This is a genomic window from Leptolyngbya subtilissima AS-A7, assembly GCF_039962255.1.
Classification (GTDB): domain Bacteria; phylum Cyanobacteriota; class Cyanobacteriia; order Phormidesmidales; family Phormidesmidaceae; genus Nodosilinea.
The window spans coordinates 528,070-549,500 of sequence record NZ_JAMPKY010000002.1 but is presented as its reverse complement, the minus strand read 5'-3'; the positions used below and the strand labels follow the sequence as shown (position 1 = coordinate 549,500).

The following is a 21,431-nucleotide window of genomic DNA, read 5'->3' as shown; positions in this document are numbered from 1 at the left end:
CTATCCGATGACAGAATAAGCAAAGCTGATGATTTGGCCTATACCTTGTATGCATCAATCCGTTTGCAGTATTAATAAATCTCAATTATTTCAGGTTTGAATGAGCGTAGGCCGGGTAGTTTCTCCCAATCAAAAAAAAGTCCCGGCTAATGCAATTAACCGGGACTCTTTTGTTTACCTCAAAGCAGACCCAATACGGGCTGCTTTAGCGGATTAGTAGTCGAAGTCGCCGCCCATGCCAGCGCCTGCGCCGGCGGCAGGGGCTTTAGGCTCAGGCTTGTCAACCACAATGCACTCAGTGGTCAGCACCATCGAGGCGATGGAGGCCGCGTTTTGCAGGCCAGAGCGAGTCACCTTAGCGGGGTCCACAATGCCAGCCTCGAACATGTCGACAAACTGGTTGTTGGCCGCGTCATAGCCGATGTTGAAGTCTTTCTCCTTCACCTGCTCAACGATGACGGCACCGTTGAAGCCCGCGTTTTCGGCGATGCGGCTGAGGGGGGCAGTGAGGGCGCGGGTGACGATCTGGGCACCCAGCAGCTCTTCGCCGCTGAGGTTGCCGCTGGCCCAAGCTTCGAGCTGGGGTGCCAGGTGAGCCAGGGTGGTGCCGCCGCCAGGGACAATGCCTTCTTCAACCGCTGCCTTAGTGGCGTTGATGGCGTCTTCGAGGCGCAGCTTGCGGTCCTTCATCTCGGTTTCGGTGGCAGCACCGACCTTGATCACGGCCACACCGCCGGAAAGCTTAGCCAGGCGCTCTTGCAGCTTCTCTTTGTCGTAGGTCGACTCGGTCTCGTCGATCTGACGACGGATCTGCTCGCAGCGAGCTTTGACCTGTTGCTCGTTACCTTCGGCGACGACGGTGGTGGTGTCTTTGGTGATGGTGATGCGGCGGGCGCTGCCCAGCATGTCCACTTTCACGTTGTCGAGCTTGAGGCCGGTGTCTTCAGAGATCACCTGACCGCCAGTGAGCACAGCGATGTCTTCGAGCATGGCCTTGCGGCGATCGCCAAACCCAGGCGCTTTCACAGCGGCCACATTCAGCACACCGCGCATGCGGTTGACCACCAGAGTAGCTAGAGCCTCTTTCTCGATGTCTTCAGCGATGATCATCAGGGGCTTGCCGGAGCGAGCGACTTGCTCCAGCACGGGCACCAGATCCTGCACCAGGGCAATTTTCTTGTCGGTGATCAGAATGTAGGGCTCATCGAGCACCGCTTCCATGCGCTCGGTGTCGGTGACGAAGTAGGGCGACAGGTAACCCTTATCGAAGCGCATCCCCTCGGTGACCTCCAGTTCGGTGGTCATCGACTTGCCTTCTTCCAAGGAAATGACGCCTTCGCGGCCAACTTTATCCATAGCGTTGGCAATCATTTGGCCAACTTCATCGTCGTTGCCGGCAGAGATGGCACCGACCTGGGCGATCGACTTAGAGTCGCCAACGGGACGGGCGTGCTCAGCAATTTTTTCAACTAGGAAGGCAGTGGCCTTGTCGATGCCGCGCTTCAGCGAGATGGCGTTGGCCCCGGCAGCAACGTTGCGCAGGCCTTCTTTGACAATCGCATGACCTAGCACCGTAGCGGTAGTGGTGCCGTCGCCAGCAGCGTCGTTGGTCTTAGAAGCCGCCTGGCGCAGCAGAGAGACGGCGGTATTTTCAATATGATCGTCTAGCTCAATTTCTTTAGCAATAGTGATGCCGTCGTTGACGATTTGGGGCGCGCCGTACTTTTTCTCTAGCACCACGTTGCGGCCTTTGGGGCCGAGGGTAACGGCCACGGCTTCAGCCAAAATGTCGAAGCCACGCTCTAGGGCGCGACGGGCATCTTCGTTGTAGGTGATCGTTTTAGCCATCGGTAAATAATCCTCTCAACAAAAGGTGGATTGTTGAACTAACTGCGTTTAGTTGACGTTTGTAGGGTGTGTTACGGCTTTGCCTAACGCACCGGGCTCGCTTTGAAGGGATGTTTCGAGTGGATGAGACATCGCCTTAAGCGCTCTCTGAGTGGTGCATTGCTTCGCGTTGGCGGAGCCTCGCCTAGGCGTTATGCACCCTACGGTTGGGCGGCGATCGCATCGGTTAACGGTGGGCGCTGCCCACCCTACCTAGCCAAAATCGCCAATCAAAAACGGGCCTAGCCAAGGGCAGCCAGAATGTCAGACTCGCGCAGCAGCACGTAGTCGTTGGTGCCGAGCTTGATGTCGGTGCCGGCGTACTTGGAGTAGAGCACCTTGTCGCCGACTTTGACCTCTACAGGCTGGAACGAGCCATTGTCATCGCGCTTGCCGGGGCCGACCTGCACCACTTCACCTACCTGGGGCTTTTCTTTAGCGGTGTCGGGCAGCAAAATGCCGCCAGCAGTTTTTTCTTCAGCTTCGCTGACCTTGACCAAAATGCGATCGCCCAGAGGCTTCACAGTAGACACACTCAGGGTGACTGCGGCCATAACGTACCTCCAAAGGTTTGCTTAGTGAATGTTTGAATCAGACAGGACGCGTTAGCACTCTCGCATCCTGAGTGCTAATTTAGCCGCCTGAAAGTTATCTCGGCAATTCGCTGGAAGGTGTGGTTTGCCGAACTTATGTAGATGGGTGGATGGGTAGGCGGGTGGGAGAGTGGATGGGTAGGCGGGTGGATGAGTAGGGGGTGAATGCAAATGCCGTGCAGGGTGAAGAGGTCGTAGGGCTTAGCTTCTTGCTTACTCATTCACCCATCCACCCATCTACTCCCCTACTCTCCCACTCCCCTACTCTCCCACTCCGCACTCACCCTTGCCACTCCCCAAACACAATCGACTGCGCCGCTTTCCCAATGCGCCCTAGATCTTCGTCGAGCAGCGGTGGCCACACGACGCCAGCCTTTTGCCCCTGGGCGTAGAGCTGGCGGCTCTCGTAGGAAAGGATGAAGAGGGCCTGGGTGAGGGTGCGATCGAGGGTAGGTTCGTTCTTTAGGCCTTCAAACAGCGCCTTGAGGGCGAGCAGCAGAGAGGTGACCTGCCCCGGCACAGGCGGTTTGCCCTGCCGCAGGCAGGCAATAAAGGTATCGGGCAGGTCTTCGTTGGTGCCAAGGGTTTGGCGGACGACAAATTCGCGAGAGGTTTCAAAATCCATAGGGGTAACGGTAGCTGAATTAGGGTGATTTAGCCCCGCGTGTGCTGATGGTTGCGCTTGAATCAAGGCTAAGTTTACCGCCTGGTCGGATTTCAGCAGCATGGAACTGTAGAACGGTGCCTGTTCTTCAATTGATAAGGCGTCACAGTATGCGGGCAAGCTGAGCATAACTGGCGTCGTCCGTCGTTAACCCAAACCTATGCAGGTGAGTATGACCATCCCTTCTCCACTGGCAGCTCCTTTGGCGGTTCCTTTTGTCGATTTGACCTGGCAGCATGGGCCGTTGCAGGAGACCATTCAGGGGGTAATTAATGCTGTCATCACCCAGGGCGACTTTGTGCTGGGCCAGGCATTGGCTGACTTTGAGGCGAACTTTGCCTCGGCCTGCGGCACGCAGTTTGGGGTAGGGGTCGGCTGCGGGACCGATGCGATCGCCCTGGGTCTGATCGCCTGCGGCATTGTCCCTGGCGACGAGGTAATCTTGCCCGCCAATACCTTTGTGGCGACGCTGATGGGGGTGCTGCGGTCAGGGGCGACGCCCGTCTTTGTGGACTGCGATCGCACCACTGCCTTAATGGATCTCGATGCTGCCGAGCGGGCCATCACCCCCCGCACTCGCGCCATTTTGCCCGTACACCTCTATGGCCAAATGGTCTCGCCCCAAGGCTTGCTGGATTTAGCCAACCGTCACCAGCTGATTATCTTTGAAGACGCGGCCCAGGCTCACCTAGCCCAGCGCGAGGGCTACACCGCCGGTTCCATAGGCCTGGGGGCTGCCTTTAGCTTTTACCCCAGCAAGAATCTTGGCGCGTTAGGCGATGGGGGCATGTTTGTCACAGGCGACGGACTGGTTGCCGGGACGGCGCGATCGCTGCGCAACTACGGCGCCACCAGCAAGTACTACCACACTGAACCCCAGGGCACCAACAGCCGGTTAGACACCCTGCAAGCCGCCGTGCTCAACGTCAAACTTCCCCATTTGCCGGGGTGGAATCAGGCTCGCTATGCGATCGCCCAGCACTACGATCGCCGTCTTGCCTCCCTGGTTGAGCACGGCATCCTCCCCATACACAACGACGCCGGCCCCGGCCATATCTACCACCTCTATGTGGTGCGCATCACCGACACCTGCCCCAGCGATCGCGTTCATCTCCAAGCCCAACTTACCGCCGCTGGCATTCAAACCGGCATCCACTACCCTATCCCCTGCCACCTGCAACCCGCCTTTGGCCTCCTCGGCTACGGCCCCGGCAGCTTCCCCCAAGCCGAAGCCCTCAGCCAAGAGATTCTCTCCTTACCCATGTATCCCGGCATGACTTTCGAACAGGTCGATTACGTCGTAGACGCTATGGTTGAAGCAGTAACCGCCGCTAAGTCTGTCGGTGTTTTGCAAGCCGTGAATGGGTAGGAGGGTTAGGGAGTTAGGGGGTAAGCAAGTTTTAGCAGCACACAGATTAGCCCTACCCCTCACCCCTCACCCGCCCACCCCTCGCCCGCCTACCCCCTAACTCCCCCACTCCCATGCCCTCCCCTCGCCGCTACCTCACTCCCCCCTGGGCGATCGCCGCGCTCCTGGCAATCCTCTACGGGCCGCTGCTGCTGCACTGGGTCGATGGCTGGCTCAACAAGTCCATCAGCATTCAGCACGAGTACTTTAGCCACGGGCTGTTGGGGCTACCCTTTGCTGCCTACATTGCCTGGGGTAAGCGCCAGGCCTGGGGCGAATTGCCAAATCGCTGCCATCCCCTGGGCCTGGGTCTGGTGGGGCTAGCGGGTCTGATGTATCTCACCCGCCTGCCCGACTGGATGAATCTATCGCTGCCGGTCATGCTGGTGGGGCTATGCCTGAGCCTAAAAGCCGTCGCGGGGCTGCGGTTGCAGGCGATTTCTCTCATCTTGGTAGCGCTCGCAACGCCGAACCAATTGCCCTACCTGATTGAGCCCTATATTTTGCCCTTGCAGCGATTGATTGCGTCGGTAGCGGGGTTCTTGCTGGTGCAGCTCGGCATTCCGGTAACGGTCGAGAATATTTATCTGTTCGTGAACGGTCAAACGGTGGAGGTTGCCCCCCACTGCGCCGGGCTCAAAATGCTATTTACCAGCCTCTACGTCGCCCTGATGCTGGCCTATTGGACTGGGGCCTACACGTCGCGGCTGAGAACAGCCCTCTTCTTTAGCGGCACAGTAGCCATTAGCGTGGTGGGCAACATTCTCCGCAATGCGTTTTTGAGCTACTTCCACGGCACTGGGCGCGATGGCGCTTTTGATTGGCTCCACGAGAGCTGGGGCGGCGACCTCTACTCGGCCCTGATGCTGCTCACCATCATCCTGTTGCTGCGGCTGATTCAAGATCGGGTGCCCGATCGCCTCAATTTGGCGGTGCAGTCGCCGTCATCGTCGGTGTAGGTCTGTTGTTTGTAAAATGCGATCGCTCCTATGACCACTCAGCCTCCGTCTGCTAGCCTACTCCCCAACCGCTGGGTCAACTTAGTTTTAGTGGTTGTGCTTACCGCTCTGGCGGGGATGGCGATCTTGCCTGCCTACTTGAGCGGGCAGTGGCCCTGGGCCAACAGCCCCCAAGTCGCTCAGATCGATCAGCTGCGCGCCCTGCAAAAAGAAGGCCTGACCTTGCCCGGCTGGCAGCAAACCACCGTTGAATCCGTCCCCATCAACCGTCAAACCTGGACTTTAGTGGAGTATCGAGCAGACTCCCCTGAGGCCAAATCGGCTCCGGTGCAGCAGTTTGCGGTGTTGCTGCACCCCCAGCCCTGGCACAGCAACCAGCCTCAGCTGGAGTGGATCGATCTAGCCGGCGCACAAAAATGGCGCATTGAGGCGCGGCGTAGACTCAAGGTTACCTCTCCCCAAACTGGGCCGGTGGAGGCCAGGTTTTTTCGGGCCTGGGGCGATCGCCAGAGCTTTGCGATCGTACAGTGGTATGCCCTGCCCAGTGGTGGCCATCCATCGCCCGGCCACTGGTTTTGGGCAAACCAATGGTCTCAGCTCACCCAACACCAACTCACCCCCTGGGTAGCGGTGAGTTTGCTGCTGCCCATGGAGCCCTTGGGCACGATAGACGCCTATCAACCCCTGGCTGAAACCCTGACTGGACTCATTCAGCAACAGATTACCGCTGCGGCCTTTAAATAAAAAATGCCTGCCCCGAGTACCAGGGCAGGCAACCATCGTGAGTAAATCGGGCTTGAGCAACCCAGATAGCTTGGCACCTTAGACTTCGGGCAACGATGCTTGCGGATTAACAGGAGTATGTTGAGCATACGGGTGACCACAGGTGTTGCATCGCTGCTGGTTAAAGCTAGCAGAGCCGTGGGACTCTCGACTATCTTGAGAAACGGCTGTGTAGCCTTTGCCGTGGGGGCACTTAAGAAAGACCGGGCTGTAGGAGCTATTGTCCTCAGGAAATAAGCTGATCTTTTCGGTGAGATACTCGCTTAAGTAAGTGCGTCGGGCAGCTGTAGGTAAATCGTTTTCTTCTACATCGGTATAAAAGTAGTCGATAAACTCTAGCCATTCAATCAGCTGGTCATCCTCTTCGGCACGGCTCCAAATCTTGCAAATTTGTGCCACCTGCTGATCAGAGTCCATATCAGAGTTTGTGATCAACAGATAATAGTTCCACACCTGAGCTTTTTGGTCTGGGCTCAGATTAGAAAGAAATTGTTGATCTAGAGTGGGAGTTTTCATGGTGTTTGATTGAACGCTCCACGTTCTTTATGATGTTGCTTGACACAATCGAGGCACCAGACCACTTAACGCTACTGTTTGTTAGGTAAGGAAACAACCCCTTGATGGTGAATATCAGATGAACTAAACCAACTAAAGTGGTCTGGCCTCTTCAAAGCAGCAGTATCTAATAAAATTTGCTGGCGCCTCCTTCATACAATTCGAGAAAGACTTTGCGCAGTCGTTCTAGAGCACGCGATTCACGTTTCCTCAACGCTTGAGCGGAGGGCACAACGACATCCTCAGACGCTGCTATGTACTTGTAGTGCTGGCGGATTTGCTCGTAGGTTTTACGGTAAAGAAACTTCATGCGAATGAGTTCCTGATCGTCTTTAGAAAGTCTGTTTAGGGCAACTTCTAAATACTCCAGCTGCTCAATCAGCTCAGACTCCATCAGCGGGTTTTTAGGATGCTGAGCTAGCTGCGTTGCCATGGCAACTTTGCGTTCATCCTTAATTGTGGTGTCGACCTTGCCCCTGAGAATATTTAGGCAGACCTGACGCAGCCAAACCTCTGGCTTTTTTATCGGTTGGTCATGCTTGAGAATATACTCAACTCCCCGTTTAATTCCCTCAATCACCACATCGTCTAGATCAATGTTGGCAATGTGCCACTGTTGGGCAAAGCGAATTAGAAATTTGTACAGTGCGGTGCCCTTAAACTCGTCGGGCATGAGCAAATAGCTCACGGCCGTAACAAACTCCTGCACCAAGTCATAGCTAGGCCCATGGTTAGCGGGCTGCTTTGGGGGGGTATTGGTGGCGTTGGTCATTGCCAGAGTCCTCGTAGGGTGAGCGGGGGGCTAACGGAGAAAAACAGATACCAGTCAGGGTTGATCAGCTTTAAGTCGGTAGTTCGCTCCAGAGGAAAATCAGGGCATTTGGTCAGTTCACTCAGATCGGTTTGGGAATCTGAGCGATCAACGCAAGGCTGTAGCTTTGTTTGAACAAGCGTTCTGAGGTTGTCTAGCACCCGCCGCGCAAATCGCATGGCGCTAGCAATCCAGCCCTTAAATCGCAACCGATTGGGTATATCGGCAGCATCTGAGTCGGTAACAGCGAAATGGCGAACCATCGATCTATGTCCTCAACGAACGGTGCAACGAATTGAACTATCTGTGGGGTAGTGGGTTGCAGCAGCAAAGTGTGACTGGTTCAGTGGGAAGTTTTTGGCGGAGGTTGCGGCGATCGCCGCAACCTGCGCCACTCGTTCTTAAACGGGTTCAATCAGCAGGGTATTGCCCTGGCGATCGATCGGGCGAATCGCATCGCCAGCCTGAAAGCTGTATCCTGACAGGGCAGCACGAGCCGTCCAATACACGCCGTTGATGCGCACGACCCACTTCGAATCTGGCTGCACCACAGAGTGAATCACTCCAACGCCGGGGTAGAATTTGTCCTCAAGCACGGCTTTTACCGGTGTATTCAAAATAGACATAGCGGATAGGCCTCCTTTCTTCCCTTGCTAATAAGTGGAGACAGAAGCCAATGTGTGACATATGTAGTACGCTGTGGCAATAAAAAAGCTCGTCCGTAAGGCGAGCTTTTGAGATATCAGCGTAAATTTTGGCGCTAGATTGCGAGCGGCGAGGGGCAAAGTTTAATCAACTGCCACTTTGGCCGGTAGTCGATATTGTCGAGGTGAAGGCTAGTCCAAGCGCTCAGCGCGATTAAGATACCTAGGGCAATGGCGCGCATGTAGAACGCAAAGGCAGATACGTAGCTCATAGGGTTCGCTCCCAACGCTTACCCCTTTTAGTAGCGCTGGGAGAATAGGTGTGACGGCGGTGCCCCTACTTCCTAGGTTTTTTTGGAGCAAAGTTTTTTTTGCAGGTCCACCAGCTGTCGGGTGTGCCGCTATTTTCCCCTACTCGACTACTAGGCGGGAGAGGCTGGTGCCGGGGTAGTAGTTGCCCAAAATTTGGGTGTAGTTATAGCCCTTAGAGGCCAGCTCCATAGCGCCGGTTTGGCTCATGCCGTTGCCGCCGTGGGCCGCCTGCACGATCGCATCCGAGGCCGCATAGAGCGATTCGACAATGCCGCCGTTATAGCTAATGAACTCGCCCGTAGTGTCAGCCACCGCCGCCTGGGTCGTGTTGGTCTCTTTGGCAATCCCTTTATAGGCTTGGTAGCGCTGGGTATTGTCGAGGTCGTAGGCACGCTGGGCGTGGCGCACGTGGTGCACCAGCGCGTAGGAGCGAGCGGCTACTGCCTGGGCCTTGAGCGCTTCGGCTGGCCAGCCGACATACATTTCGCTGCCGACAACGCTGCTGAGGTAGTCGTGCATGAGTACAAAGTTGACGGCCATCAGGCCAGAGCCATCGGTGATCATCAGCACGCGGCCCTTATACCAGCTGTCGCCTACAAAGACATAGCCGCCTTCGCCGGGCTCTAGCCAAGCGGTATTGCCGAGGGTGCAGTCGCCAACGGCCATGCCAGACCCCTGGGGTTTGAGCACTAGGCTGCTTTGGGCGGGCAGGTTGCAGTGGTTTTGGCCATTGATGTCCATTAGGTAGCCGTCTACAGAGGTGGCCACCTCTAGGCTGGAGGCGTTTTTGGCGACTGCCACCCGCATTTCTAGGTTGGTGTCAATGGTTTTGCCGGGGTCAAAGGCGGCACCAGCGTTGTTAGGGGCTGGTGGTGCCGATGGTTGGGGCAGCGATCGCGTTGGGCCAGAGTTAGCCGTCGGATTGGCGGCTGGAGCCAGAGCTTTAGCGGCTGGGCCAGCGGGGGCTGCAGGAGTCTTAGCGGCCGGGGCAGGAGCTTTGGCTGCGGTACCGGCCGCCGCGTCATTGGCAGGAAGCGTGGCCTGCACCAGCAATCGCCGCGCCCGATAGAGATCGACAATGGACTGACGCACCATGCCCGTGGTCTCCCACAGGACCGGGCTGAGGTTGCCGGCCTTGGTATCTCGACCCCCAAAGGGAGCCGCCGACACCTGCACCAGCAGTAGGCCAGCAAAAACTAACCCACCGAAAATCTTGATTCGACGGCTCTTGTTACCCATTGCCAAAGATGATGGCAACGGCTTGGCATGCAGCGGTTTGAGCCGAGCAGATTTGAGTCGCACCGGTCTCAGCTTTGGCAGCTGAGCTTTCCAGAGATCTCTCATGGTGGTTTAGCCCAATACCCACATGTTATGTAATAGGACCATGGCCAGAAGCATTTTCACACTCAAGGATAAACGTTAAAAAATGCGTCAGCTCCGACATATTCGTAACATATGTCTAAAGACATAGATTTATGAGATTTAGATGTTTATAGCTTATGGAACGGCTCGTAAATTCTTCCAAAGGATCCTCCAGTAACCTATTAGCCTTAACCATTATGCTTAAAAGTTCCTGACCCGAGCATAACCGAGCGCGGTATAGGAGTTTACACACTACCTTCCCATAGATCCCCACTGTTTAAGGGCCACAGCTAGACCGTCTAAAGGAGACGGTTTTTGATCCCCTCAAGTTCCCAATGTTGCAAAGAAGTAGGCTGCTGTCGCCTAAATTTGCCTAGAGAGGTGTGCATTCATAGTGGCTGTAGGGATGTCCACCGCTGCCCGTTTGGCTCAGCTGCTGGCATCCGTTGGCGCTCAAATCTGAGCCAATGTGGATAAACCAGAGGTCAAAGGGGCGAGGCATGGTTGAGAGAATTTCGGCCAGCTTTTCTTCGGGGGGAGCCGTGGGGTTGCTGGGCAGGGTCCACAGGAAGAATTGGGGCGGCACAGTCCACCCGCTATCTGGGTCACTGGGGTTGAAATGGCGGTGGATCTCCCAACCGATGCTGAACATCTCATGGCCAATCACCGTGGGCTTGCCTGCTTCAATGGTGGCGGGAAAGCCTATGAGCACCGGGTAGGTTGATTCTGCCTGGATGGTGCGAACCAGCTGAGCCGGCGCAAAATATTTGGCAAAGGCCAGATTGCTCACGACAAAGAGGGCACTGGCCAAACCGGCAATCCAGAACAGTTGAACACTGCGACGCCCAGAGATTTTTTGTTGAGTGAAGGGAATTTGGAGCGATCGCGGCTGGGCTGTGGTCTCTGGCCAGTAGACGGCCAATAGCCCCCCCACCAGCACCATCACACCGGGATGGAAAACAAAGTTGTACCGATGTCCTCGAGTGATATCCATCCCTAAGCTATAGGTGATCGCAAAAAAGAGAGCGATCGCCGCCAGCACAAACCCACCCATCAAAAATAGGCCAAACCGGCCGTTGTCGGATTGGCTCACCAGGTGCCTAGCCCTCACCAGTTGTGCCACCATCCACAGCAGCACGGGCAGCAGTACCAGCACCGACAGCACCACAGCGGCAATGCCCACAACGCCTTGGGCATTGGTGATGGGCGTGATCACCATGAAGATCAGCCCGACGAGGGTTTGGGCGATCGGATCCAACCACACCCTGGGCTGGCTGAGGTCAATGGCCAGGTTGGAGGATTGGCTGCTGCCGTAGAAATTGAGCAGCACCGGTAGCCACACCAGGCAGGCCGCTAGTGTTCCCAGCATGACTCCGTAGAGCCGTCGCCAGGAGCGCTGCCAGAGGACCTGGGGCTGGGTTCGCCCCTGGTAAATAGCCAGGGCCACCAATACCAGAGCCTGGGCCAGCAGCGCCAGCACCGTAAAGTAGTGGGTAGCAAACGCCAGGGCGTTGATCCCCACCCACAGCAGCGCTAAAGGGAAAGAAATTGGTTGGGGCGTGGCTTCTCCAGGGCGGGGACGGCGTAGACTCCAGCCAGCCACGGCAAAGCAGGCTAGCCCCAGCGCCACCATGAGAGTAGCCATGCTGTAGTGCCGAGCTTCCTGGGATAAGGCCACCCCAAAGGGCGACACGACCATAAAGGCCGCACCAATTTGCCCCGCCAGCACGGAGCGAAACCCTAACCACCCGGCCAGATACACCGCTGGAGCGGCCAAGGCCCCAAATAGGGCAGGCAGGGCGCGTGCGGCCCAGGGCAAGGCCACCCCCTGTGCGGTGGGAAACAGGTTCATCCACAGGTGGGCGATCGCAAAGTAGGCCGGGGGATGGTTATCCTCCCGCATGAGGTAGTGAATGGCTGAGCCCATAGTTGCCTCTGGCCGGGGCTGAAGGGGCGTGAGCAGCTGATCTAAGGGAACTACCTGATCGAGGGGAGCCGAGTAGCTGCTGTTGCCTAGGGCAAAGATCATCGTGGCTGCCTCGTCCATCCAGAGGGGCTTGCTCACCAAAAATGAGAGGCGCAGGGCCAAGGCTAGGCCAAACCACAGCAGCATCCAACCGGCTGCGGGTGGTAGCTGCCATGTTTTGAATAACCGCATAACACCGCCCAAAAAGTCTCAGAGCTGATAATACTCCCCAGCCGCTGCTCTAGGGCAGTTTGCCTGGGACACACCCTGGCGATCGCGCCTCTTGAAGAAGCTAGAGAGCTACAAAAAAATAGGGCCCCAGCCTTGGCTGAAGCCCTAAAAATGGTGGATTAGACGATCGCTTAAATGGCGACGTCGGATACCGAGTTGAGACCCACAATGTCTTCATAGGCGGCGGCAATGATGCACACCGACAGCGGAATTGTGACGAGCAGGCCAACGCCCAACAGAATGGCACCGCCAACATTCAGCAAGAAAATCATCAACAGCAGCCCAAAGAACGAAAACCACTTCTTGGTGACCAGCTTGCGGCTGGTTTCCATCGCCTGCCAGAAGCCGGCGCTTTTGTCGATCACCAGCGGTTGGGCAAATAGATAAGCCACGGCCAGGTAAACGCCTGGTAAAACCAACAGCAAAAACCCGATAGCGATCAAAACACCCGAGACGAGCGAAACCAGAAAGAGGGGCAGAAACTTGTTAAACCCTTGAAAAAAGTCGTTAAATACCGCATTGCGATTTCGCGCTATTTGGAAGGCTACAAAGTAATAACCTGCGGTAAGCGCCGGGGTAACTATGTTGAAGGCCAAACTGAGAATGCCGCCGCTGGGACCGTCTGCGCTTCTGGTGCCAATGGGAGCAGGCAGAATAGAGATCACAATTTGAATAAGCACCAGCAGCAGCGTAAACGCGACAAACAGCGGTGCTTTAGCCTTAAAGATCTCCCACCCGCGGCTAAAGTAATCGCCAATTTTGACCTCGTAGTCTCGACCGGTCAAATCAGAACTAAAACTACTCATCGTTCTCCACAATCCCCAAAGATTATTGAGTAGGATATCGGTTTCACATTAACCGAGGGTGAAAACGCGGCAAAAATTAACCTGAGAGCACCTATCTTAGGGCTGATTTGTAACTAGTTCTAACGTTGAAGAGAGAATTTTTTGGTGGGTAGTTCTGGGAGCGTCGCCTCAATCGACCACTGGACTGCCGTGGTGGTGGATCATGTACCACTGGCCGGCCATGCGTTCAAACCCATTGGTAGCCATTGACCTAGCTTCTAAACGGCGATTGCCGAAGCGATCGCTCCCGGCTTCGCGGCCGCTAATTTGCAGCACGTTCTCAATCAGCACCACGTAGGCCAGGTCGCCGCTGATCTCAACGGTGAGAATATCGGTATCAATTTCGAGGTAGCTGGTGTTCTCAAAGATACGCGCCCAGGCCTCGCGAATATCGACCCAGCCCTTGAGGGCATCGCGACCGGGGTGAATGCAGAGGCAGCCCATGCCCTTCGACCAGACCGCCTCCATGGCTTCAATGTCCTTTTTCTCGAAGGAGCGGTAGAAAGCCTGGTTTGCGGCCAAGACCAGTTCGCGATCGCCAGCCATAGGGTCCTCACTGATAAGATACAGGGGCTTTCCCTGCCTCCCGTCTTGAGCATAACCAACGGTAGGGGGAGGCAACCACCTTCGGCAGCAAAGTTGCACACCCCGATGTTGAAACTCGCAAATCTCTGTAAGCGCTACGGTTCTAAGCCGGTTTTGCAAAATCTCAGCCTGAACCTTCAACCGGGGGAAATCTACGGTCTGCTTGGGCCCAATGGTGCTGGAAAAACCACCACCATCAACATCATCTGCGGCTTGCTCAAGGCCGACAGCGGCACTGTTACTATCGGCGATCGCCCCGCCGGTGAGGCGACTAAAGCCTGGGTGGGAGTGATGCCTCAGAGCAACTTGCTCTACGGCAGCCTCACCTGTAGCGACAACCTATTTTTCTTTGGCCGCCTCTACGGTCTCTCCCGCCAAGACTGTCAGCGACGGGTGGATATCTGCCTGGAGTCGGTACAACTTTTAGATAAAAAACACGTGCCCGTTGAGCGGCTCAGCGGCGGCATGCAGCGGCGGTTGAGCATGGCAGCGGCAATTTTGCACCGCCCCAAGCTAGTGATTCTCGATGAGCCCACCACCGGGCTTGATATCGAGGCTCGCCAAGAGCTATGGCAGCTAATTCGCCAGTTCAAATCGATGGGGGTGACGGTGCTGCTCACTTCCCACCTGCTGGATGAGGTCGAGCGCCTGTGCCAGCGGATCGGTATTTTGCGCCAGGGCGAGCTGCTAGCGGAGGGCACTCTGGAGGAACTGCGATCGCGCATTCCAGCCCAAGAGATTGTCACGGTGGAGACGAAGGACACCCAGGGTGCGATCGCCCGGGCTCGGCAGCTGGGCTATCCCCATCGCACTTACGGCGGCGATTTGGCCTTTTGGGTGCCCGACCAGCTCGAACTTAAGGATCTGCTCGATCGCTTCGACGGCATTCCCCTCGACTCGATCGCCCGTAGCCCGGTGAAGCTGGAGCATGTTTATTTGGAGGTGACCCGGCAGCCTGAGGGAGTAGGGAGGGTAAGGGAGTAGGGAGTAGAGGGGTAGGTATAGGGTGCAGGGTGTGAGGTGTAAGCCAAACCCTATGTCCTGAACCTTGCACCTTACACCCAACCATTCAAGACTGCCTCAGCTATCTGCTAGCACCACACCCAAAGAATTGACTTAGCCACGGGTTTTTCCATAAATTGCTAATCGTTCGCGTCGCTTGAGTGACTCGACCTAAGCTCTTCAAGGACCATTGTCGCTAGCTTGGTCGAGGCTCCCGCTGCACCCCGCACCGATCGCAGCTTCTGGCGCATTGCCATCAGCGCATCTGGATCCTTCAAATACTCCACCACCTCTGCGGCCACGGTTTGAGGGTTGAGTGGGCCAATGCGCTCGGGCACCACCTCGCGTTTCGCCCAGATGTTGGGCCAGGCAAACAGCCGCCCCTCCTTATATATTTGTCGCAACACCAGCCGATTAATTAGTTTGGCGAAGCCATCCCCCAGTAGAGGCAGGTTGGCCAGCAGGCCCGGAATGCCGTCCCAGGCTTTCATCGCCTCTAGCTTTTGGGTGGGCAACAGCACCATCATCGGAATGCCGAGGGATCCCAATTCTGCCGTATTGGCCCCCACGGTCGTCAGGCAAAACCGCATCTGCCCCATCACGTCGTAGGCGGGGGTGCTCTGCCACAGTAGCACCTCTAGCCCACTGGGGGTTCGCAAGCGGGGTAGGGCCGCATCTGGTTCTACCAGTTCGGCCGTTGTGGCCCCCTCAACCAGGCGAATATCTGGGTTGAGAGCCGCGTCGGCAAACTGAGCCAGCGCCTCTAGCGACAGCATCGGCGCTACCGGAATCACAAACTGGGTCTGAGGCCGTAGTCGCTGGATGGCCTCGGCGGTGGCCAGCGCGAAGGGCAACCCCACGCTGAGCTTGTTCTTTTTTGAGCCGGGCATGAAGCCAACTAGGTCGTAGTCGGGTTTGAGATGAAGAGCATCGCGCACCTGCTGCTCGTCCCCATCGCCCTGCACATCGGCCATTAAGTCGCCAATCACCTCGCACTTGCTGCGAAACTCATCGGGGGCCGCTTCGACAATGTTGGTCGTCATGCAGCCAAAGCGATCGATCCAGCGGTGCCAGCGGGCATCCCACTCAGCATAGATGACGGTACGATAGCCCAAGCGCTTGCCAAACACGACAGGATAGATCTGGTCGCCCCCCAAAAACAGCACCACGCCGTGGGGTCGCCAGTCCCAGTTCTCCGCTGTTTTGCCGGACAGCAAAAAGGGGAAGAAATGCTCTGGCCCCTGGACGCGATCGACCCCCGGCAGACAGCGGGCCATCTCGGCCTCGCGCCCCGAGGCATTGGCACAGGGTGACAGCACCACAGAAATGCGGACTTGGCTGGAGTCGGGGTGGTGCGATCGCAGTGCCTTTACCACCGGGCGCACCCAAGTCGAAATCTCTCCTGGCCCGTTGGAGAGAATCAGAATATCGCCGGGGGTGGCAGGGGTGGTCATAGGGGCAACGCTCATCGCTGGGAAATACCTTGTTCCGGTACTATCAAATCACCATGATACGGACTCATGTTTACGCCGGGCTGGGGTGCCAGCGATCTGGTGCTCCGATAGCGGTGGGATGATAGTCCTTGGTTGTAGGGCGATCGCTACGAACAGGCCGAACAGTTTGTTTTCTGCAACACAACGATACGTAACTTAGGCTACACGCCTGCTTTCTCAGATTTAGGTTCCCCACTTTTACTATTCTCATGGAAGCTGTTGAAGCCCTGAAACTCTTTTAGGGTAAGAATTCTCTACGGGCCATAAAAAGTGGCTCTAGGGAACGCTGGGTTCCCAAATGCCGCATTTATGAGAATGCTGATAAGCACTGTTACAATCCGGCGACTTCCTTCAGGATCGTTGTCGGTGTCTGATCCCGGTGCTAACGTCTGAGTCATGGTTCGGATAGCCTCACAGCAAAAAGAGTTAAAACCATGACCCAACCCTACAGAGCATCTTTCTTAGCGCATTAGGCCAGCGCCCTGTCACTCGGTTCAGATTCAGAGCGTAGCTACGCCCCTTGCCCTCATCATCTGAACTCAGCACACACCACGGGTAGTTCTGACTCATTCAACACTTTTTGACCTGACTTCACTTACGGCTGTAGTGCTACAGAATTCAGCTCTTCGCTAAACGGCTGATTCTGCTCAGCACCCTAACTCTAATTACGCTGGCTGAAATGCTTCAGACTCAGCAGGAGGTTTATATGCTTTTTCACGGTAAAACCGCCTTGATTACTGGCGCTTCTCGTGGCATTGGCCGTGCCATCGCCCACTCTCTAGCGCGCCAAGGCATGCAGCGCATTTTGCTCGTTGCCCGCAGCGCCCAACGCTTAGAGGAAGTCGCCGCCGAGGTGCGGCAGCTGGGGGCAGAGGCCGTTATTCTGCCCGTAGATTTGACCGATCCGATTGCGGCTAATGTGGTGATTGCCCGCGCCTGGCAGCACCACGGCCCAGTACATCTGTTGGTGAACTGTGCTGGGGTGGCCCACCAAGCTCCCTTTTTGCAGGCCAAACTGCCCCAGGTACAGTCTGAGATTTCGACCAATTTAATTGGGCTGTACACGGTTACCCGCCTGATCGCTCGCCGGATGGCGACTCGCCGGGAGGGCTGCATTGTCAACGTGTCGAGCCTGATGGGTAAGGTGGCGGCTCCAACTATGGCTACCTATTCAGCGACCAAGTTTGCGATCGTAGGCTTTACCCAGGCGCTGCGAGGTGAACTGGCTCCCCACCGGGTCCGTGTGGTTGCCCTGCTGCCCTCGCTGACCGACACTGACATGGTGAAAGGGTTTGAGCGATTTCGCGGAGTGCAGCCCTCGACCCCAGAGCAAGTGGCTGAGGCGCTGGTGCGGGGGCTAAAGCAAGGCCAGTCTGAGATTTTGGTGGGTTGGCAAAGCCACGCTGTGGTCTGGGCACAGCGGTTGGTGCCCTGGCTAGTCGATTCTATGGTGCAAATTTTAGCCCCGGCCAAACCGGTGCAACGTCAACAGCGCCCTGTTCGTTCTACTTAATTGAGTTGTCAGGTTAAAAGGCTAGCAGGTTGAACTTTCCGACTTTCACACCTGGCAACCTGCCAACCTGCGAGGCTTGCCCTAGAACGACCGAAGCTACTTAGCGGTGGCAGTGGTGCCAAAGAAGTCGATACGGTAGTCGGTGATCGTGACTCCAGTGCGGGCTTCAATCTGCTGAATCAGGTCGGCCGGTAGGGTGACGTCAATGTCGATGATTTCGTTGGTGTCGAGACAATTGACGTGGCTGTGAGAGTCGCTCAGGTGGCCATAGAGCCGACCATCGGCGCGCTCAACACACTCAATAATGCCCTGCTCGGAGAGGGCGTCGAGGTTCTGGTAGACGGAGGTGTGGCCAATCTCGCGGCCCTGCTGATTGAGGCGATCGTAGATTTCGCGGGCGGAGAGGTGGCCCTGGTGCTGCCACAGCAGCTCTAAGATGTAGCGTCGCTGACGACTTAGCCGCATGCCAAGGGCCTGGCAGCGCTCAATGGCATCATCCAGACAGGTGATGGGCTTTTTCAGGGCAGCTGACTCATCCATGGTAGAGGAAGTAATTCATAGTCAGTACCACTTTAACTTGTTTGAAAGAATCGTGTCTAGAACTACAAACATAGGGTAGAAACTTGGAGTTAAATCTGGCCTCATCAAACATGAAAGGCCTGGTTGTTCGTCGCCTCAGTTGTCCAGCCCATAGGAGTTTTAGCGTCTACATACAGTCTGATGAACCTAACCGTAGATGAATCTATTAAGTTCTGCGGCTGAGCTATTTCTTGAAGCCACAAGCACTGAGGGCCCCAAACAGGAGTTCTGGACACAGACAGGGGTTTGATCTAGTGGGACGCTTCGGTAGCAGAGGTTTGAGTGGGTATAAACTCGCTCTCGAACGTCAGCGGAGCAGGTAAGCCCGCGAAGGTGAGCTGTCCGCTAAAGCTGTCTCCCTCGTGGGTGCCGGCGATCGCAACCCTCTCGACCGGCTGTCCACAGACCGTCATAGCCGGTGAGCGACCGACCAAATCAAGATTGGGAGAGCGCCATCTCCCGTCTAGATTAAAGGGCTCGCCTCCTACTTCGGCCGGCTTCGCCTCGGAGCTAGCTGCCGCTAGGGCTCCGTTGACGAAAACGCCCGACTGCTGAAGACGCAGCTCTAAGGCGGGGGGCTCAGAACACTGTTCGTTGGGCTCGATTTGCAATTGATAGTTACCTCCGATCGCGGTCGGGGCTTTTAGGTGGGTTGTGCCATACCGGCTGACTACGCTAAAGAGGGTCACGACAGAGCTAATGGCAACCCCATAAAAAATTAAAGACTTTCGATCAAAGTGGCTCAAAGCGCAATCCTCGACGGAATAAATATGGTTGAGAAAAAGAGAAACCGAGCGGATTTAAGCGGTCAACTAGCTAGGACTCGCGTTTGCCGAACCACTCAAAACAGAGGCCAAATGGGGAGAGGCCACCTGACGATATTTGCGGGTGATGAGCAGTGACGAGTGGCAGTGGTTAGACAGAGCATCGGCGTAGCGCCCTAGGGTTTGACGCTCTACTCCCCACTCACGGCTGGCTCCAGCGATGGTTAGATCAGCGCTGCGAGAGGCTTCCACAATGGCTGGGATTGGTTCACGAGTAGATTGCACAAGTGTTTCGATGCGATCGCCCATCACCTCGTTCATCCGAGCTATCACCGTACTAAACTCATTGCTCAATGTATGTTCGTTATAGTCGTCAATCATAAGCTGCAAGATTTTTAGGCGGCATGTCGGTATATTAGCCACCAACCGTAGCCCCAGCTCTAAGGCTAAGTCATTGTGCGGACTAGCCATGTAAGGGACCAAAACGGTGTCGATAGACGTCAGATTTCGCCCGACAAAGACAGCCACATCTTTAGGCACTGCACCTAACACTTGCCCCACCCGACCACCCAACCGGTTTTGGTCAAATACGGGGCGGTGCCAACCCATCACAATTAAATTGGTGTGCTCTAACTGAGCGATGTCTGAGGTTTCGCGCGCTACATCGTTAGTAACTCGAACAATTGGGAAAATGGTTTGCTTTGATGCAGCAACACCTAAAGATTCAATTAACTGGTTGAGCGATTGCTGTCGTTGCTCAATTAGGCGATCGATTTCGGTAGGAGTAGTTGAGAAAGCAAAATCTTCCTGCATCTCAACTAGGTTTAAAAGATCAACCCTCGCAGATGGTTGGTTCCCAGCAAGCTGCACAGCCAATCTGAGCAACCCCTTCTGGCTTTTAGGGTTGGCAACGGGTACTAAAACACGGTAAGGCGCAGTCTCCTGCTCACCGTCTTCGTCAGCCCCTACCTCGGTCTCTAGAGCATCTAGGCGCATTAGCCGCTTAGGGTATATCAGCTCTAGCAAGGGAGAGGTCATAAAAGTTGTCACCAGAGCCATGATGACCAGCATCGTGAAGAGTAAAGGGGTGACAACCCCTAGCTCTAGCCCAATGTTGAGCACAATTAGCTCGGTCAACCCTCGGGTATTCATTAACCAGCCCAGGGCAGACGATTCTCGGTGATCAATCCCAGAAAATCGGGCTGCCATATAGGTGCCAACGTATTTACCTACAATAGCCACGCCGATCACGGCCAAACACAATAGCCACTTGCCAGGGCTATTGAGCAAGCCCACCTGAGTTTTTAACCCGCTGTAGGCAAAAAATACCGGCAACAGAAAAATCAAGACAAAGTCTTCAGTTTTTTCGGCTAATTCTCGGGTGAGACCAACATTTTTGGGCATCACGGCCCCGAGCAAAAACGCGCCAAAAATAAAGTGAATGCCGATAGTTTCTGTGATTAAGGCCGATGCTATCACCGCCATATAAATACCGGCAACGAGCAACTGCGATAATTTACCGGTGCGCTCGTAGAATTTACCCAGGTTGCGGAAAAAACGCTGACCTACTGTTACCATCAACCCGATATAAATTAATGAGAAAATGATGGTTGGTAAAGCGCCTACCATACTGTTGGTGCGAGTTACCGTGATTGCCAAAGCTAAGACACACCAAGCAGTCACATCATCCACTGCGGCACAGGTTAATGCCAGGGTGCCCAAACGGCTTTTTTGCAGATTATTTTCGGTGATGATGCGAGCTAGCACCGGAAATGCCGTAATGGCCATCGCAGCGCCTAAAAATAGGGCAAACGCTGTAAACGAAACGGCCCCATTAGAGACCAGTGGGTAAAGCAAAAGCGCCAAAATACTCCCCATGGAGAACGGCGCCAAAATACTGACGTGGGAGATCAAGATAGCAACATCGAGATTTCCTTTTAGATACTTGGGGTTGAGCTCAAGCCCAATCAAGAACATAAAGAAGATCAGCCCCACCTGCGACAGCACATTTAGCGAAGGCATGATTTCCGCTGGAAACAGCGTTGCCTGCCACGTAGGCGCTAACCAACCCAAGAGCGAGGGGCCTAACATGATCCCCGCGACAATTTCGCCAATGACTAGGGGTTGCTTAATTTGATTAAACCCGTACCCTACCAGTCGGGAAAGACCAATAACGACCAAGATGGCGACTAAAACGTGAATAACAATTTCCGTTGGACTCATGTAGCCTTATATCCTCAACAGGTAGAGCAGACTCATTCACAAAGCTCGCGCCATAGCATTCTACCGATAGTGTCAAGACCCCTTACTCTGTGGGGATCGTAGCCGGTCAGCATTGGGCATAGATTTTAACTTGATCTAATCTTTCTCCTATAGATAAATAAATCTCCACCTAAGAGCCGATTTCGTTTAAGTGTGGAAAAACTACGCTTTAAGCATGGTTTGATAGGGCTAATTGCTAGCTGTTAGCTTCTA

The 21,431-nt window shown here is 55.3% G+C and carries 22 protein-coding genes; 5 read left to right on the top strand and 17 right to left on the bottom strand.

The window, feature by feature from the left end; genetic code table 11:
• Positions 1-213: 213 nt before the first annotated feature.
• The 4 genes from groL to NC979_RS07115 all read right to left on the bottom strand — a co-directional run bounded on the left by groL (position 214) and on the right by NC979_RS07115 (position 3,105).
• The gene (groL, locus tag NC979_RS07130; RefSeq protein ID WP_190518858.1) at positions 214-1,848 is read right to left on the bottom strand and encodes a chaperonin GroEL; all 1,635 of its coding nucleotides are present in this window, start codon (positions 1,846-1,848) and stop codon (positions 214-216) included.
• A 281-nt stretch (positions 1,849-2,129) separates the two neighbouring features.
• Positions 2,130-2,441: a co-chaperone GroES gene (groES, locus tag NC979_RS07125; RefSeq protein WP_190518856.1), complete on the bottom strand. Its 312-nt coding sequence runs from the start codon at positions 2,439-2,441 to the stop codon at positions 2,130-2,132.
• 74 nt (positions 2,442-2,515) lie between these two features.
• The gene (locus tag NC979_RS07120; protein ID WP_190518854.1) at positions 2,516-2,701 is read right to left on the bottom strand and encodes a hypothetical protein; all 186 of its coding nucleotides are present in this window, start codon (positions 2,699-2,701) and stop codon (positions 2,516-2,518) included.
• A 59-nt stretch (positions 2,702-2,760) separates the two neighbouring features.
• Positions 2,761-3,105 carry a Dethiobiotin synthetase gene (locus NC979_RS07115; protein ID WP_190518852.1) on the bottom strand — a complete coding sequence of 115 codons (345 nt, stop codon included), beginning with the start codon at positions 3,103-3,105 and terminating at the stop codon, positions 2,761-2,763.
• 211 nt (positions 3,106-3,316) lie between these two features.
• Between NC979_RS07115 and NC979_RS07110 the strand changes: the two genes are divergently transcribed.
• The 3 genes from NC979_RS07110 (at position 3,317) to NC979_RS07100 (ending at position 6,255) form a co-directional block, all read left to right on the top strand.
• A complete protein-coding gene (locus NC979_RS07110; RefSeq protein WP_190518850.1) occupies positions 3,317-4,513 on the top strand; it encodes a DegT/DnrJ/EryC1/StrS family aminotransferase in 1,197 nt (398 codons plus the stop codon).
• A 113-nt stretch (positions 4,514-4,626) separates the two neighbouring features.
• Entirely contained in the window at positions 4,627-5,511 is an 885-nt protein-coding gene (gene crtB / locus NC979_RS07105) for a cyanoexosortase B (RefSeq protein WP_190518848.1), read from the top strand.
• A 30-nt stretch (positions 5,512-5,541) separates the two neighbouring features.
• Positions 5,542-6,255, top strand: coding sequence for a cyanoexosortase B system-associated protein (locus NC979_RS07100; RefSeq protein ID WP_190518845.1), 714 nt, complete (start codon positions 5,542-5,544; stop codon positions 6,253-6,255).
• Positions 6,256-6,333: 78 nt separating this feature from the next.
• Here NC979_RS07100 and NC979_RS07095 read toward each other — a convergent pair whose 3' ends face one another.
• From NC979_RS07095 to NC979_RS07055, 9 genes are all read right to left on the bottom strand, one after another.
• Positions 6,334-6,810 carry a hypothetical protein gene (locus tag NC979_RS07095; protein ID WP_190518843.1) on the bottom strand — a complete coding sequence of 159 codons (477 nt, stop codon included), beginning with the start codon at positions 6,808-6,810 and terminating at the stop codon, positions 6,334-6,336.
• Between the two features lie 166 nt (positions 6,811-6,976).
• Positions 6,977-7,621, bottom strand: coding sequence for a sigma-70 family RNA polymerase sigma factor (locus tag NC979_RS07090; protein ID WP_190518840.1), 645 nt, complete (start codon positions 7,619-7,621; stop codon positions 6,977-6,979).
• The gene (locus tag NC979_RS07085; RefSeq protein ID WP_190518838.1) at positions 7,618-7,923 is read right to left on the bottom strand and encodes a hypothetical protein; all 306 of its coding nucleotides are present in this window, start codon (positions 7,921-7,923) and stop codon (positions 7,618-7,620) included. Before NC979_RS07085 ends, NC979_RS07090 begins: the two co-directional genes overlap by 4 nt.
• A gap of 138 nt (positions 7,924-8,061) precedes the next feature.
• Entirely contained in the window at positions 8,062-8,286 is a 225-nt protein-coding gene (locus NC979_RS07080) for an NfeD family protein (protein WP_190518836.1), read from the bottom strand.
• A 134-nt stretch (positions 8,287-8,420) separates the two neighbouring features.
• Positions 8,421-8,576: a hypothetical protein gene (locus NC979_RS07075; RefSeq protein ID WP_190518833.1), complete on the bottom strand. Its 156-nt coding sequence runs from the start codon at positions 8,574-8,576 to the stop codon at positions 8,421-8,423.
• Positions 8,577-8,715: 139 nt separating this feature from the next.
• Positions 8,716-9,855 carry a SpoIID/LytB domain-containing protein gene (locus tag NC979_RS07070; protein WP_242023992.1) on the bottom strand — a complete coding sequence of 380 codons (1,140 nt, stop codon included), beginning with the start codon at positions 9,853-9,855 and terminating at the stop codon, positions 8,716-8,718.
• Positions 9,856-10,351: 496 nt separating this feature from the next.
• Positions 10,352-12,136 (bottom strand): glycosyltransferase family 39 protein, encoded by a 1,785-nt coding sequence (locus tag NC979_RS07065; protein ID WP_190518831.1) that lies wholly within the window; start codon positions 12,134-12,136, stop codon positions 10,352-10,354.
• 170 nt (positions 12,137-12,306) lie between these two features.
• Positions 12,307-12,981 carry a DUF2189 domain-containing protein gene (locus NC979_RS07060; protein ID WP_190518828.1) on the bottom strand — a complete coding sequence of 225 codons (675 nt, stop codon included), beginning with the start codon at positions 12,979-12,981 and terminating at the stop codon, positions 12,307-12,309.
• A gap of 168 nt (positions 12,982-13,149) precedes the next feature.
• A complete protein-coding gene (locus tag NC979_RS07055) occupies positions 13,150-13,566 on the bottom strand; it encodes a nuclear transport factor 2 family protein (RefSeq protein ID WP_190518826.1) in 417 nt (138 codons plus the stop codon).
• Positions 13,567-13,671: 105 nt separating this feature from the next.
• Here NC979_RS07055 and NC979_RS07050 point away from each other — a divergent pair, with 105 nt between their 5' ends.
• On the top strand, positions 13,672-14,589 hold the full coding sequence (locus NC979_RS07050) for an ABC transporter ATP-binding protein (protein WP_190518823.1): 918 nt from the start codon (positions 13,672-13,674) through the stop codon (positions 14,587-14,589).
• Between the two features lie 158 nt (positions 14,590-14,747).
• Here NC979_RS07050 and NC979_RS07045 read toward each other — a convergent pair whose 3' ends face one another.
• Complete coding sequence (locus NC979_RS07045; protein ID WP_190518821.1) at positions 14,748-16,076, bottom strand: glycosyltransferase family protein; 1,329 nt, start codon at positions 16,074-16,076, stop codon at positions 14,748-14,750.
• 730 nt (positions 16,077-16,806) lie between these two features.
• Here NC979_RS07045 and NC979_RS07040 point away from each other — a divergent pair.
• Positions 16,807-17,613: an SDR family NAD(P)-dependent oxidoreductase gene (locus tag NC979_RS07040; protein WP_190518819.1), complete on the top strand. Its 807-nt coding sequence runs from the start codon at positions 16,807-16,809 to the stop codon at positions 17,611-17,613.
• 96 nt (positions 17,614-17,709) lie between these two features.
• On the opposite strand, the gene NC979_RS07035 is transcribed toward NC979_RS07040, so the two are convergent.
• From NC979_RS07035 to NC979_RS07025, 3 genes are all read right to left on the bottom strand, one after another.
• Positions 17,710-18,153: a Fur family transcriptional regulator gene (locus NC979_RS07035; RefSeq protein WP_190518816.1), complete on the bottom strand. Its 444-nt coding sequence runs from the start codon at positions 18,151-18,153 to the stop codon at positions 17,710-17,712.
• Between the two features lie 290 nt (positions 18,154-18,443).
• Positions 18,444-18,938 (bottom strand): hypothetical protein, encoded by a 495-nt coding sequence (locus tag NC979_RS07030; RefSeq protein WP_206755252.1) that lies wholly within the window; start codon positions 18,936-18,938, stop codon positions 18,444-18,446.
• A gap of 66 nt (positions 18,939-19,004) precedes the next feature.
• Positions 19,005-21,179, bottom strand: coding sequence for a cation:proton antiporter (locus tag NC979_RS07025; RefSeq protein WP_190518812.1), 2,175 nt, complete (start codon positions 21,177-21,179; stop codon positions 19,005-19,007).
• Between the last annotated feature and the right edge of the window lie 252 nt (positions 21,180-21,431).